The organism is Streptomyces sp. NPDC127068, assembly GCF_042724695.1.
Lineage (GTDB): Bacteria > Actinomycetota > Actinomycetes > Streptomycetales > Streptomycetaceae > Streptomyces.
In genome coordinates this window covers 9527-22350 of the sequence record NZ_JBHXEN010000061.1, presented here as the reverse complement: position 1 = coordinate 22350, position 12824 = coordinate 9527, and the positions used below count along the sequence as shown (strand labels likewise).

14 protein-coding genes are annotated in these 12824 nt (G+C 70.3%); 3 read left to right on the top strand and 11 right to left on the bottom strand.

Annotated elements, in window-relative coordinates; genetic code table 11:
- Nucleotide 1 precedes the first annotated feature (1 nt).
- Nucleotides 2-379, top strand: coding sequence for an ArsR/SmtB family transcription factor (locus tag ACFWIA_RS29945; protein ID WP_387010386.1), 378 nt, complete (start codon nt 2-4; stop codon nt 377-379).
- Nucleotides 380-415: 36 nt separating this feature from the next.
- Here ACFWIA_RS29945 and arsB read toward each other — a convergent pair whose 3' ends face one another.
- Nucleotides 416-1519 (bottom strand): ACR3 family arsenite efflux transporter, encoded by a 1104-nt coding sequence (gene arsB / locus ACFWIA_RS29940; RefSeq protein ID WP_387010385.1) that lies wholly within the window; start codon nt 1517-1519, stop codon nt 416-418.
- A complete protein-coding gene (locus ACFWIA_RS29935; protein WP_387010384.1) occupies nt 1516-1824 on the bottom strand; it encodes an ArsR/SmtB family transcription factor in 309 nt (102 codons plus the stop codon). The genes arsB and ACFWIA_RS29935 overlap by 4 nt, the downstream gene beginning before the upstream one ends.
- 88 nt (nt 1825-1912) lie before the next feature.
- On the opposite strand from ACFWIA_RS29935, the gene ACFWIA_RS29930 reads away from it, so the two are divergent.
- Complete coding sequence (locus ACFWIA_RS29930) at nt 1913-2332, top strand: arsenate reductase ArsC (protein ID WP_387010383.1); 420 nt, start codon at nt 1913-1915, stop codon at nt 2330-2332.
- 52 nt (nt 2333-2384) lie between these two features.
- On the opposite strand, the gene ACFWIA_RS29925 is transcribed toward ACFWIA_RS29930, so the two are convergent.
- The 7 genes from ACFWIA_RS29925 to ACFWIA_RS29895 form a co-directional block, all read right to left on the bottom strand.
- On the bottom strand, nt 2385-2711 hold the full coding sequence (locus ACFWIA_RS29925) for a DUF1048 domain-containing protein (RefSeq protein WP_387010382.1): 327 nt from the start codon (nt 2709-2711) through the stop codon (nt 2385-2387).
- Nucleotide 2712: 1 nt separating this feature from the next.
- On the bottom strand, nt 2713-3069 hold the full coding sequence (locus ACFWIA_RS29920; protein ID WP_387010381.1) for a DUF1048 domain-containing protein: 357 nt from the start codon (nt 3067-3069) through the stop codon (nt 2713-2715).
- The gene (locus ACFWIA_RS29915; RefSeq protein ID WP_387010380.1) at nt 3066-3392 is read right to left on the bottom strand and encodes a PadR family transcriptional regulator; all 327 of its coding nucleotides are present in this window, start codon (nt 3390-3392) and stop codon (nt 3066-3068) included. The genes ACFWIA_RS29920 and ACFWIA_RS29915 overlap by 4 nt, the downstream gene beginning before the upstream one ends.
- A gap of 95 nt (nt 3393-3487) precedes the next feature.
- Nucleotides 3488-5014, bottom strand: a complete 1527-nt coding sequence (locus ACFWIA_RS29910) for an MFS transporter (protein WP_387010404.1) — start codon at nt 5012-5014, stop codon at nt 3488-3490.
- A gap of 290 nt (nt 5015-5304) precedes the next feature.
- Entirely contained in the window at nt 5305-7464 is a 2160-nt protein-coding gene (locus tag ACFWIA_RS29905; RefSeq protein WP_387010379.1) for a TIR domain-containing protein, read from the bottom strand.
- Between the two features lie 189 nt (nt 7465-7653).
- Entirely contained in the window at nt 7654-8409 is a 756-nt protein-coding gene (locus ACFWIA_RS29900) for a hypothetical protein (RefSeq protein ID WP_387010378.1), read from the bottom strand.
- Nucleotides 8410-8561: 152 nt separating this feature from the next.
- Nucleotides 8562-9827, bottom strand: a complete 1266-nt coding sequence (locus tag ACFWIA_RS29895) for a hypothetical protein (protein WP_387010377.1) — start codon at nt 9825-9827, stop codon at nt 8562-8564.
- A gap of 78 nt (nt 9828-9905) precedes the next feature.
- Between ACFWIA_RS29895 and ACFWIA_RS29890 the strand changes: the two genes are divergently transcribed.
- Entirely contained in the window at nt 9906-10601 is a 696-nt protein-coding gene (locus ACFWIA_RS29890) for a glycosyltransferase (protein ID WP_387010376.1), read from the top strand.
- 106 nt (nt 10602-10707) lie between these two features.
- Here the strand turns inward: ACFWIA_RS29890 and ACFWIA_RS29885 are convergent, their stop codons facing one another.
- A complete protein-coding gene (locus tag ACFWIA_RS29885; protein WP_387010375.1) occupies nt 10708-10872 on the bottom strand; it encodes a hypothetical protein in 165 nt (54 codons plus the stop codon).
- 227 nt (nt 10873-11099) lie between these two features.
- Nucleotides 11100-12467 (bottom strand): L-serine ammonia-lyase, encoded by a 1368-nt coding sequence (locus tag ACFWIA_RS29880; protein WP_387010374.1) that lies wholly within the window; start codon nt 12465-12467, stop codon nt 11100-11102.
- Nucleotides 12468-12824: the final 357 nt, after the last annotated feature.

Below are 12824 nucleotides of genomic sequence, written 5' to 3'. Positions count from 1 at the left end.
TATGTCGAACGTGAAGGCGCTCCCGCTGAGCGACACCGACGCGCCGGGCGGTGTCGCGCCGTGCTGCCCGCCGCTGGCGGAACGCCCCATGACCGCCGGTGAGGCCGAGGTCGCCGCCCGGATGTTCAAGGCGCTCGGCGACCCGGTCCGGCTCCGCCTGTTCTCCGCCGTGGCCTCCCATGCGGGCGGCGAGGCGTGCGTGTGCGACATCTCCGACGTCGGCGTCTCCCAGCCCACCGTCTCCCACCACCTGAAGAAGCTCAGGGAGGCCGGCCTGTTGACCTCCGAGCGGCGCGGCACCTGGGTCTACTACCGGGTCGAGCCGTCCGTCCTCGCCGCCATGGGCAAGATCCTGGTCGGCGCCCCGGCCGCCGCCTGACCTCGGAGTCCGTCCGGCGGCCGTGCCCCACCGCGCTCAGGTGCGGGTGAACCGGCGACGCCAGGCCAGGGCGACGTAGACCAGTCCGATCAGGACCGGAACCTCGATGAGGGGGCCGACCACGCCGGCGAGGGCCTGGCCGGAGGTGACTCCGAAGGTGGCGATGGCGACCGCGATGGCCAGTTCGAAGTTGTTGCCCGCGGCGGTGAACGCCAGCGTGGTCGTGCGGGGGTACGTCATCCCGAGCGCTTTGCCCAGGGCGAAGGTGCCGAAGAACATCACCGCGAAGTAGACGAGCAGCGGCAGTGCGATCCGGACGACGTCCAGCGGCTGGGAGGTGATCGTCTTCCCCTGGAGCGCGAAGAGGACCACGATCGTGAAGAGCAGCCCGTACAGCGCCCACGGCCCGATCCGCGGCAGGAACCGCGACTCGTACGCCGTACGGCCCATCTTCTGCTCGCCGAACCGGCGGGTCAGGAACCCGGCCAGGAGCGGGACGCCGAGGAAGACGAGGACGTTGAGCGCGATCTCCCCCACGGAGACGTCGAGCCGCTCGCCGTCGCCGAGGCCGAGCCAGCCGGGCAGCAGATCCAGGTAGAACCAGCCCAGCAGCCCGAACGCGATCACCTGGAACACCGAGTTCAGCGCGACCAGGACGGCGGCGGCCTCGCGGTCGCCGCATGCGAGGTCGTTCCAGATGATCACCATGGCGATGCAGCGCGCGAGGCCGACGACGATCAGGCCGGTGCGGTACTCGGGCAAGTCGGGAAGGAAGGTCCACGCCAGCGCGAACATGACGGCCGGGCCGACGATCCAGTTGACCACCAGCGAGGAGACCATCAGCGCGCGGTCGCCGGTGACCGCGTCGAGCCGGTCGTAACGGACCTTCGCCAGCACCGGGTACATCATCACCAGCAGGCCGAGCGCGATCGGCAGCGAGATCCCACCGACCTCGATCCTCGCCAGCGCGTCGTTCAGCCCCGGGACCGCGCGCCCCAGCCCCAGGCCGGCCCCCATGGCGAGCAGGATCCACACCGCGAGGTAGCGGTCCAGGGTGGAGAGCGCGGCGACGACCGACGGGTTCCCCGCCGCGCCGGGACGGGCGGCGGAGGTCCCCTCGGCGGGTTCGGTCGCGGTCACGGGCAGGCCCGCTTGCTTCCGGCGGTGGCACGGGCGGACTCGGCGAGCGCGGCGAACTGCGCGGACAGCCCGGCCAGGACCTCGGGGCGCAGCTTGTAGTACGTGAAGCGTCCGCAGGGTTCGGTGTCCACCAGACCGGCGTCCCGCAGGACCTTCAGATGGTTGGAGAGGTTGGTCTGCTTGGCTCCGGTCTCCTCGACCAGGTGCGTCGTGCACAGCGTCTCGCGGGCGAGCAGGGTCACGATCTTCAGGCGGAGCGGATCGCCCAGCACCCGGATCACATCAGCATCGACTGAAGTCAGCATGGACTGATACTTTCACATCACTGCTTGCTGATATCGGCAGGTGCTGATGTCATCGGTGGCGGAGTCACCGCGAGACGAGAAGGCGCTCATGTCCCAGTCCCCCGGCCGCAAGCCGTCCGTCCTGTTCGTCTGCGTCCACAACGCCGGCCGCTCCCAGATGGCCGCCGCCTGGCTCGGCCACCTCGCGGGCGACCGGGTCGAGGTCCGCTCCGCGGGCTCGGCCCCGGGCGCCGCCGTCAACCCGGCTGCCGTCGCCGCGATGGCCGAGGTCGGCATCGACATCTCCGCCGAGGTCCCGAAGGTCCTCACCGTGGGCGCCGTCCGCGAGTCGGACGTCTGCATCACCATGGGCTGCGGCGACACCTGCCCCGTCTTCCCCGGCAAGCGCTACCTCGACTGGACCCTCGAAGACCCCGCCGGCCAGGGCCTCGAAGCCGTTCGCCCCATCCGCGACGAGATCGAGCACCGCGTACGAGGACTCCTGGCCGAACTGGACGTCACCATCTGACCGTCACCCGACAGGTGCCCGACTCCGGGGCCCGACGGGCGGCCCGTCCGTGCTACTTCTCGGTCGTGCCGGACGCCCCGTTGACGGACTCCTGGTAGACGTCCGCGTAGGTGCGCGAGTCCTTGATCAACTCGTCGCAGAAGGCAGCCACGTCACTGCCGATGAGCTGGAGGACGCCCTTGCCGCCCGCGGCGCCCTCCTCGAAGAAGTCGACGATCCCCGAGAGCAGGTTCCCGTCGGGCAGGTCGACCGGCCCGACCTTGAAGAAGTACTTCTGCATCTCCTCGTAGACGATCCGGTAGTCCGGCGGTAGCGCCTTGACCCGCGCCGTGTGCGCCCGCCACTGCTTCTTGCCCTCGATGATGTCCTGGATGCCCACGTCAGCCTCCCAGCCGGCTCAGTCTTCTCGCGACGTTCCGGTTCAATTGCGCGCGCCACCGGTCACGATGACCGCGAGCCCCTGCTCCGCCGACCAGTGCCGCGCAGAAGCCCTCGACGTCGTCGCCCAACACCTCGTGGACGCCCTGCCCGTCCGCCGCCGTCTCTTCGAGCAGCCCCAAGGCGCCGTCGAGGATCGGCATCAGGTTGCGGCCGGTGAAGTCCCCGTGGGGGAAGAGGTGGCCCTTGATCTGTTCCCACGCCGCCCGGTGGTCGGCCGGCAGCACCTCGGCCCGGGCTTCGAACGCCTTCCACTCCCTGGTGAGGTCGCTGCCGGTCATGGTCTCCCAGAAGCTCATCTCCCGCCCTCCTTCAGTTCGTTGATCCGTGACGAGAGGTACTCCCACTTCGCCCAGAACGCGCCGAGTCGTTCGCGTCCCGCGTCATTGAGCGAGTAGAACTTGCGCGGCGGCCCCACCCCCGACGGCCTCTTCGTTACCTGGACGAGCCCGTTCCTCTCCAGTCGCAGCAGGATGGTGTAGACCGTCCCCTCGACCACGTCGGCGAAGCCGAGTTCGTTGAGCCGCCGGGTGATGGCGTACCCGTAGGTCTCCTCGCTGCCGATGATTTCGAGCACACAGCCCTCCAGCGTGCCCTTCAGCATCTCCGTCAAGTCGTCCATCGCGGGTCTCCTCTTCCCTCCTCCCGATCCAGTACTGCGTAGTGCCGAGTACTGCTATACGGTACCACGTAGTAGTCGGGGGTGCGACGGACACCTCAGTCCCCGCGCGCCGCCACCGACTTCGGCTCCCGTTCCGACTCCGGAGCATCGGGCCCGTCCGCTCCGTCCGCCCCGTCGTCCCCGAGCGAAACGCCGCGCAGCAGCAGCGCGGCCAGCACCGCGGTGGCGAGCAACAGCACCGCGGTGACGCCCGCCGCGGTGGCGAGCCCGTCGGTGAAGGCGGCGCGGGCCGCGTCGACGAGACCCGACCGGGCCGGTTCCGGGAGGTCCTCCGCGGCGCTGACGGCGCCGCCGATGGTGTGCTGGGCGTCGCTCAGCGCGACGTCATCCACACCGGCGGGCGCGCGGTCGGAGAGTTGCTGCCGGTAGACGGCGAGGCCGAGGCTGCCGAGCAGCGCCATGCCCAGGGAGAGTCCGAGTTCCGCGCCGCTCTCCGAGAGGGCCGAAGCCGCGCCGGCCCGCTCCGGCGGAGCGGAGCCGACGATGAGGTCGGTGGTCAGGGCGAGGATCGGCGTGGTGCCGACGTACAGCAGGGTGAAGCCGCCGACCGCCCAGGCCAGCCCGGACTGCGGCCCCGCGGGCACGATCAGCGCCGCACCCACCGCGGCCAGGACCAGGCAGACGCTGACCACGGTGGCCGGCCGGACCCGGGCGACCACGCGCGGGGCGAGCAGCGTGCCGCCGATGCCGATGCCGACGGCGGGCAGCGTCCACAGGCCGGCCTGGAGCGGGGTGAGGCCGTGGACGGACTGGAGGTACTGCATCAGCAGGAGTTGGGTGCCGGCGAGACCGCAGTTCGCGAGGGTCTGGGTGCTCAGCGCGGCGCTGAAGGCCGGGACGCGGAACAGGCCGAGGTCCACCAGCGGTTCGTCCAGCCGGTGCTGCCGCCGGACGAAGGCCGCGCCCACGGCCAGGCCGACGAGGGCGAAGCCCAGCGGCGCCGGACCGGCGCCCGACTCGGAGAGCAGCTTGACGGCGTAGACCAGCGGGAGCACCGCCAACAGGGACAGCGCGGCACTGACGAAGTCGAAACGTCCGGTCGGTCGGGTCGCGCGGTGCTCCGGCAGCAGCTTGGGCCCGACGATCAGGAGCAGCAGCATCACGGGGACGGCGATGAGGAAGACCGAGCCCCACCAGAAGAACTCCAGCAGCGCGCCGCCCACCAGCGGGCCGAGGGCCTCACCGCTGATGAAGGCGGTCATCCAGACGGCGACGGCGAAGGTGCGCTGGGCGGGGACCGTGAACATGGTGGCGATCAGGGCCAGCGTGGAGGGCATCAGGGTCGCCCCGGCGACACCCAGCAACGCCCGGGCCAGGATGAGCATTTCGGCGCTCTGCGCGTACGCCGCGAAGACCGAGGCGGCGCTGAAGGCGGTGGCGCCGATCATCAGCAGTCGACGACGTCCGACGCGGTCGCCGAGGGTGCCCATGGAGATCAGGAACCCGGAGATCAGGAAGCCGTAGACGTCCAGGATCCACAGCAGTTCGCTGCCGCTGGGGGAGAGGTCCTCGCTGATGGTGGGCGCGGCGAGGTGCAGGACGGTCATGTCCATCGCCAGCATCGAGGTGGGGAGGGCCAGTACCGCCAGCCCCCACCACTCCCGCCGTCCCGCACGCAGCGGCGCGCTCTCGCTGGTCACCGGTGTGCCTCCTCCGTTCGAGCGTCCCTCCGCTGTCTTTGCTCGGCGAAGGGCCGGCCTCAGCGCAGGGCCGGCCGGACGAACGGTAGACCCTCACACGGATGTCAAAGTCAAGTCCCGGCAGGGCCGTTGAGGGTGCCGCGGGGGTCGGGGAACCTCCCGCTGCGCGGGCGTGAGCGCACCGCGAAGGCGTACGGTTCGGGCCGGTGGGTTCAGCGGGCGTCCTCCGGTTCGGCGGGGTCCAGCAGGTCGATTCCGCAGAGGGCTGCCAGTTCCTTGGCCGTTGACGTCAACGGTTCTCTCAAGGCGTCCAGTCGTGCACGCATCTCCGTAGCGCGTGGCCAAAGACGCTCGTGTTCGATCGGGCTTCGGTCGGACGGGCAGGTGTCTTCGTGCTGGCGGAGGGCGGTGTGCCAGATCGAGAGGAACGGGCGGAGGTGCCGGTTGGTCAGGATGGACGCGATGCGGGGGAGGACGAGCGGGGGCGGGGACTCACCCGCCACGGTGTGGAGCGCCTCCCGCGTGGTGGCGAAGAGGGAGTGCAGTGAGGTGAGTGCTTCGCGCAGTGAGCCGTCCTCGGGGCCGAGGGGCTGGACGCCGACGCGGGTGACCAGCTCGATCTGGAGGTCGAAGGCGGCGGCTCGCTCCACGGGTCCGGGCCCGGTACGGGACGAGCGGTTCGTCGAGAGCGTGGCGGGAACCGGCTTCTGGGGGAGCGGCGTCGCGAGCGTGTGCAGGAGTACGCGGCGCAGGTCCTCTTGACGCGCGGTGTCCTCGTCGTGTCTGCGCACCGCCCGTGCCAGGAGGGCGTGAACCGTCCAGGACCCGGGGACCTGGGGGTCGGGGAGGAGGGCGCCGGAGCCCAGGAGCGTGGCGACGGCGTCCGTGACCGAGGGCCCCGCTTCCCAGGGGTCGTACGGGTCCATGGAGGCGAGCACGTTCTCCAGGACCGTCTGGGTCAGCGGGGTGGGGGAGGCGAGGGCGAGCAGGCGCAGCACGTCGTCCACCGGGCCGTTGCCCGAGAGGGGACGGGTGAGAAGAGTGGAGGTGAGGGTGGTGCGGGCCGGCGCGACGGGGCGGTGCTCGGCACGCTGTGGGCGTGGCACGCTCAGGATGTCGGCGCCGATGGTGTGCAGGCGGTTCCTGACGACGCCGAAGTTCGCCGCCGTGGCGAGGCCGGAGAGGAGGTCCAACGCCTGGGGATGGCCGCCCACGTCATGGACGAGGGCGAGGGCCGTCGCCTTCTCGACCTCGTCCGCGGGGGAGCGGTGCGAGGTGACGAGTCGGTAGCCGTCCGCGTCCGACAGCGACGGAAGGTCGATGACCTCGGCGAAGGAGCCGTAGTGGAACGAGCGGGTGGTCAGCAGGGTCGATGCGAGGAGGTGGGGTCCCCGCAGCAACGGGAGTTCACCGTGGTGCAGGCCGTCGGGCAGCCCGTCCACGACCCACAGGCAGGGCGTTCCGCGTTCTCCGAGGTGGACGGCGAGGCGGCTGAGCTGCCGTGTGAGGGTGGGGGAGGCCGAGTCCTCGATGCCCAGTGCGTGGCACACCACGGAGACCTGCTCCGCATAGGCGTCCATCACCCGTGCGGTGGCGGCGCCCTGGGCCGTGTGGAGGTCGAACCAGAACACCCCGCCGGGGAACGCGGACCCGAACCGGAGCGCGTACTCCTGGGCGAGGACCGATTTGCCGATCCCGGGCATGCCGCGCAGTTGGGCCGTGCGGCCGGAGCCGGAGCCGGGCGGGGCGACCAACGGGGCGCGGTGGCGAACGAGCGCCGAGTGGATGCGCCACTGCTCCGCGAGCCGGTCGGTGAAGCGGGCCGACCCGGTGCCGGCCGGGGCGGGAAGCCAGACGGTCTCCCGGGCTGCTCGGGTGTCCCTCGAACGCCCCACCTCGCCCAAGGGCTCTTCGACCCCCGAGACGTGCACGGCGACCTGGGCCGCCAACTGCCGCAACGCGCCGCGGCCGTCGGGCCACGCCCAGTGCTTCGCGTCGCGGAGCTCGACGGGGTGCACATGATCGGCGCGGGGCTCGGGATTGACGACGAGCACCCGTCGCCGGGGATCGCCCTCCCGCTGACCGGCGAGGTACGCGGAGGTGAGTTCCCACTGGCACGCCCGACGCCGCGGATACTCCGCCGAGTACAGGGCCAGGAGGACCTTGGACCGGTCCAGGGCGTCCGAGATGGACGTGGTGATGGACGTGAAGTCGTCGACTCCCAGATCGTCGAGGAACACCCGCAACCCCTGGTCCCGCAGCGCGCCCGCGAGCGCAGCGGCCATGTGGGCGTCGGTGCGGCTGTAACTCAGGAACACGTCCCACTCGGCAGGGACGGCACGCGCGCCATCGATCTCAACAGGGGGGATCACGATCAATCCCTCCCGGAGGGAATCAGACCCGCACGTCCGCCTACCCGCTCAAGTCGGAAATCGGCCGGGGGGGGGGTGCTGTTGGCTTCAGTACGTGGTTTGTGGTCGGCAGGGCACACGGAGGAGGCGATCGTCACACCCTCATCATGCGTGACGCGACGGAGAACCCGTGCGTGCCCACGGAACGGTTCAGCGGTTCTCCTCGACCTCCTGCTCCTGCTGACGAGGCAGCGGTGGGGGCGGAGTGCTCCCTTGCCACCCGGACCGGCGTAGGTGCCGTTCCGGGTCCCGGAGACCGGCGATCTCCCCGAGGCCGATGACGTAGGGACGCAGACGCTGCTGGAGATCCTTGAGCTCCGCACGGAACACGGAGTTCTCCGGCCACGTGCTCTCGTCCTCCTGGTCTCCTCGGGTGGCTTCCCAGGCGCTCAGCCGGGGGTGCCACTTCGCCAGGAACGGAGCGAGCTCGAAGTTGAGGACGTCCAGGACGAGCGCGTGGACCGAGTCCCCCCTGACCGGCGGCGGAGGGGCGACACCCGACTCCAGCGGCTCCCGGTACAGATCGAACAGGGCCTTGAGGGACGTCAGAGCCTCACGGAGATTGCCGCTGTCGTCGTCCAACGGCCGGGTGGCGACCCGCGTCGCCGCCTGGAAGAACATCCGGAGCGCCGCCTGCCGCATGTCGGTGTTCGCAGCGAACGTCATCACGCTGCCGGGCAGGGTGAGCTGGACCTCCACCAACTGTGCCGACCGCCGGTAGAACTCCGCCCCCAACACGATCGCGATGCCGACGAGGCCACCGACCACGACGGAGAGCAGCTGGCCACCGGTCTGGCTGATGGAGTAGGCGGCGACTCCGGCCACCGCACCGACCAGCGCCGCGAGCGCCGCACGCGCCAATGTCCGGGCACCGCGCCCCCATGCGCCCATGCCGCGCGTCGTCACAAGAACTCTCCCCCAGCTCCGTACCACCACTGACCTTACTAATCGTCAGCGACAGCTTCAACGCTCCTGCTCCTGCTCCTGCGGGAGACACCACACGGACCGGACTCCGCTCCGGCACATCCCGCACCCAGTCCTGGTCAACCGGACGGGAGCTACCGCCGTGGACGGGTGATCAGCCAGGTCCCGCCGACCACCAGGAGCGCGAAGAGCACATGGGCGATCCCCCACGCACCGATCATGAAAAGCCGGTCACGGAGGGGGAAGTCCCCGGTCAGCGTCACCTGGAGCGAGCCGACGGCGAAGGCGATGGCGGAGGTGAAGACCGCGACGAGCTCGACCGATCGGACGTGGTTCGCCCGTGCCGTCTCCTGCCCTTCACGGTGCGCCCTTGCCTGCTCCTCGCCCCGCCGGTGCAACTCCTCCTCCAACTGGGCCCACCGCTCTCGGTGGTGGGCATCCTGCTCTCCGAGCCGTTGCCGGTGTTCGAGGTCACGCGCGGCGCGTAGACGGCCCTCCGCGATCGCGTCCCGCTTGGCGAGGTACTGCTCCTGAAGCAGCTTGTGACTGCCGCGGCTGCCGAGCGCCGGAAGCAGCCTGAGCGCGGTGTCGATGTCCGCCAGCGCGCCGTCGTGATCCCCCGTCATGTGCAACCCGGACGCGAGCCGGAAGTGGAACATGTGGTCACCGGGGTGATCCCCGACGGCTTCGGCGGCACGGTCCCTCAGCAGTTCGCCGTGGCCGGCGAAGGGAAGGGCGAACTGGAGACCGTTGAGGCAGATGTCCACCACGTGCCGGGTGCGGTCGGGGGAGCTCCACGCCTGGTCGAGCATGCCCACGGCATGCTCGGCCGTGATGACCGGGCTTCCGAACGCGGCGAAGGCCCGCAGCGCGGTGAATAACGCCGACTGGCGGTGGACACCCGCGGCGAGCGCGAGGAGTGACGAGTCCAGGAACTGGTGCAGTTCGTCGAAACGGAAGTCCGAGCGCAACTTGCCCGCGTGGTAGAGGGTGGCGAAGTACGCGACGTCCCCGGCCGGTGCGTCGCGGGAGACGATCTCCTCCATGGCCCGGGAGAGCTCGACGGCCGACTCGACGCTGTCCTTGGTGATGAACGCGTACCCCAAGGACCACTTCTCCCACACCTCGGTGCGCGCCTCACGGGACACGTGCGCCGCGATCCACAGGGAGCAGGCAGCGGCGGTCCGGATGCTCGGGTGCTCCAGGAACCGCAGCCGCCAGTACCTGTCAGCACAGATCAGAAAGGGGTCCGTGGCGAAGTTCGACGAAGCAACGTCGAACGGAGGCTCCGTCCCCTCCTCGTGCATCGCCCGCGCGACCTCCTCGCACACACGGTCCAACTCGCGTGAGTCCGACGCGGTCGTCCCGCTCAGGCGTGCCGTGTACGACCCCGGTTCCATGCGTACCCCCTCCTGCTACCAGTGCCCCACACGTGCCTACCACGAACCCACCGAAGGCAGGGTCCATATGATCTGAACATGCAGGTGGATGTGGTGACGGCAGCTCACGAGTCACATGCCGTCTTCCTGCCGGCGACGTGGCAGTCGCTGCTTCGCCAGAGCCACACACGATGGCGATGGCTCGTCCAGATAGACGGCCCGCCGTCCGCCGTCCAAGCCGCCCTCGTCGGCTGCGGGGCCGCCGCCGACCCACGAGTCGCCATCTCCTCCCACGGCACGACCGAAGGTCCGGCGGTCACCCGCAACGTCGCCCTGGGTCGCGCCACCGCACCCCTCGTGCAGAACGTGGACGCCGACGACGAACTCGAAGCCGACGCCCTGACTGCGCTCGGGGCTGCTCTTGCGGAACACCCCACCGCGGGCTACGCGGTGGGACACGCCCGTGACCTCATGGCCAACGGCGTCCTGATCGAGCACCTGTTGCCCCTCCCGCCGGGCATCCTTCCCCGAGGGGTACTCCTCTCGTCCTGGAAGACCAGTCCAACGGAGTACCTGGTGCCGGTCCACCCCGCAGGCACGATGTGGCGGCGTCACCTGCTCATCGCGCTCGGAGGATGGTCAGCCCTCCACGGAATGGAGGACACCGGACTCCTCATGGCCGCTTCGGCCTTGGCGGAAGGAATCCTCATCGACACACCCACACTCCGCTACCGCCGGCACCCCGCTCAACGATCCAAGAGAACCTCGAAATTCACCGGGGGGGGGAACAGATAGCCCTAGTCAGGGAGCGGGCCGCCGCGCTGCGCGAGCTTCCGCCGTGGGGCCAGTAGCGATCACCCGCCTCGGGCATCAGCGACTTCCCTGACACGAAGCGCACGGATTACCCGATCCGGACGGTGTCCGCCTCGAAGGTGTCGTGCCCGCCCGGGCCGACCCAGCCGACCAGCAGCCCGGTGCAGTTCGGACCGGACCATGCCGCGGACGCGGACGAGGGCACAGCGACGGTCAGGGTTCCGGCCGCGGCCAGCAGGGCGAGGGCGTGCACGAGACGGCGCAGGGATGCCTCCCGGAAGCCGGCAGGGAGAGGCGGCCCCCACGAGTGGGACCGCTTCTCCGGGAGCTGCTTACTCAGGGATGTCCCAGGGACTTTCAGGGACTTTCACGCCTGCCCCAGGGCGGCCGATCCAGGGCCTTCCGCCGGCAAGCAGGGAAGGCACTGACAGCGATGAAAGGCATAAAAGCGCTGGTCAGGGCCTAGCCGTCACAACGGGCTCAGCACTCGATGATGTTCACCGCGAGCCCGCCACGTGCCGTCTCCTTGTACTTGACGCTCATGTCGGCGCCGGTCTCCTTCATGGTCTTGATGACCTTGTCCAACGAGACCAGGTGGCTCCCGTCGCCCCGCATGGCCATCTTCGCCGCGGTCACCGCCTTCACGCCGGCCATGCCGTTCCGCTCGATGCAGGGGATCTGGACCAGCCCGCCCACGGGGTCACAGGTGAGCCCGAGGTTGTGTTCCATGCCGATCTCGGCCGCGTTCTCGACCTGCTCCGGCGAGCCGCCCAGCACCTCGGCGAGGGCGCCCGCCGCCATGGAACACGCGGAGCCCACCTCGCCCTGGCAGCCGACCTCGGCCCCGGAGATGGAGGCGTTCTCCTTGAACAGCAGCCCGACCGCCCCGGCGGCCAACAGGAAGCGGACGACCCCCTCGTCGTCGGCCCCGGGCACGAAGTTCACGTAGTAGTGCAGGACCGCCGGGATGATGCCGGCGGCTCCGTTCGTCGGGGCGGTGACGACCCGCCCGCCCGCCGCGTTCTCCTCGTTCACCGCCATCGCGTAGAGGGTCACCCACTCCATCGCGTGGGCCAACGGGTCGCCCTCGGCCCGCAGTTGCCGTGCCGAACCGGGTGCGCGGCGGCGGACCTTCAGCCCGCCGGGCAGGATGCCCTCCTGGCTCATGCCCCGCGACACGCAGCTCTGCATGACCCGCCAGATCTCCAGGAGGCCCTCGCGGATCTCCTGCTCGCTGCGCCACGCCTTCTCGTTCTCCAGCATCATCGAGGAGATCGACAGCCCCGATTCACGGGCCATCCGCAGCAGCTCGTCGCCGCTGCGGAAGGGGTACTTCAAGGGGGTGTCGTCGAGTTTGATGCGGTCGGCTCCGACGGCGTCCTCGTCGACGACGAACCCGCCGCCGACCGAGTAGTACGTCTTCTCCAGGACGGTGCCGCCCTCGATGTCGTAGGCGAAGAGGGTCATGCCGTTGGCGTGGTAAGGGAGCGCCTTGCGGCGGTGCAGCACCAGGTCGTCGTCGAACGAGAAGGGGATCTCGTGCGCACCCAGCAGGTTGATCCGGCCCTCCGTCTTGATCCGCTCCACCCGCTCGTCGGCGTGTTCGACGTCCACCGTGCGCGGTGACTCGCCCTCCAGGCCCAGCAGCACCGCCTTGGGGGTGCCGTGCCCGTGGCCGGTGGCACCCAGCGAGCCGTACAGCTCCGCGCGCAGGTGCGCGGTGTGGGCGAGCAGGCCGTCGTTCTTGAGGCGGCGGGCGAACATCCGCGCCGCGCGCATGGGTCCGACCGTGTGGGAGCTGGACGGGCCGATGCCGATCGAGAACAGGTCGAAGACCGAGATGGCCACGGGAGAACTCCTAGCTGGTGTCTGGTAGACGCCGTTGTCTGCCAGGTGGTGCGGACCCTCCGCGCCCGGTGGGGAGCGGTACGGACCCGGTGGGTACCGGGGAGTCCGGGGGCGGCCGGGGTGGCCGGCGTGCCCGGGACGGGTCGGTGGATCGATGGACCGATCGTTCGATGGATCGTTTCTGCAAGTGTCCTGCGGTGCCGGAAAGGGTGTCCGGTACGTACGGAACAGGGTAGAACGGGCCCGAACGGGGCCGCGGGGGGGGGGGGGCCCGGGGGGGGGGGGCCCCCCCCGGGCGGAAACCCCCCGGGCCAACCGGGGGGTGTGGGGACGGGGCCGGCCCCCGCCCGAAAAGGG

Bases quoted from the DNA above. Each gene is read 5' to 3' on its own strand.
- ACFWIA_RS29910 (WP_387010404.1), bottom strand. From the start codon at position 5,014: ATGCTGGCGATGGACATGACCGTCCTGCACCTCGCCGCGCCCACCATC.
- ACFWIA_RS29935 (WP_387010384.1), bottom strand. From the start codon at position 1,824: ATGCTGACTTCAGTCGATGCTGATGTGATCCGGGTGCTGGGCGATCCG.
- ACFWIA_RS29945 (WP_387010386.1), top strand. From the start codon at position 2: ATGTCGAACGTGAAGGCGCTCCCGCTGAGCGACACCGACGCGCCGGGC.
- ACFWIA_RS29895 (WP_387010377.1), bottom strand. From the start codon at position 9,827: ATGGAACCGGGGTCGTACACGGCACGCCTGAGCGGGACGACCGCGTCG.
- ACFWIA_RS29930 (WP_387010383.1), top strand. From the start codon at position 1,913: ATGTCCCAGTCCCCCGGCCGCAAGCCGTCCGTCCTGTTCGTCTGCGTC.
- ACFWIA_RS29920 (WP_387010381.1), bottom strand. From the start codon at position 3,069: ATGAGCTTCTGGGAGACCATGACCGGCAGCGACCTCACCAGGGAGTGG.
- ACFWIA_RS29915 (WP_387010380.1), bottom strand. From the start codon at position 3,392: ATGGACGACTTGACGGAGATGCTGAAGGGCACGCTGGAGGGCTGTGTG.
- ACFWIA_RS29890 (WP_387010376.1), top strand. From the start codon at position 9,906: ATGCAGGTGGATGTGGTGACGGCAGCTCACGAGTCACATGCCGTCTTC.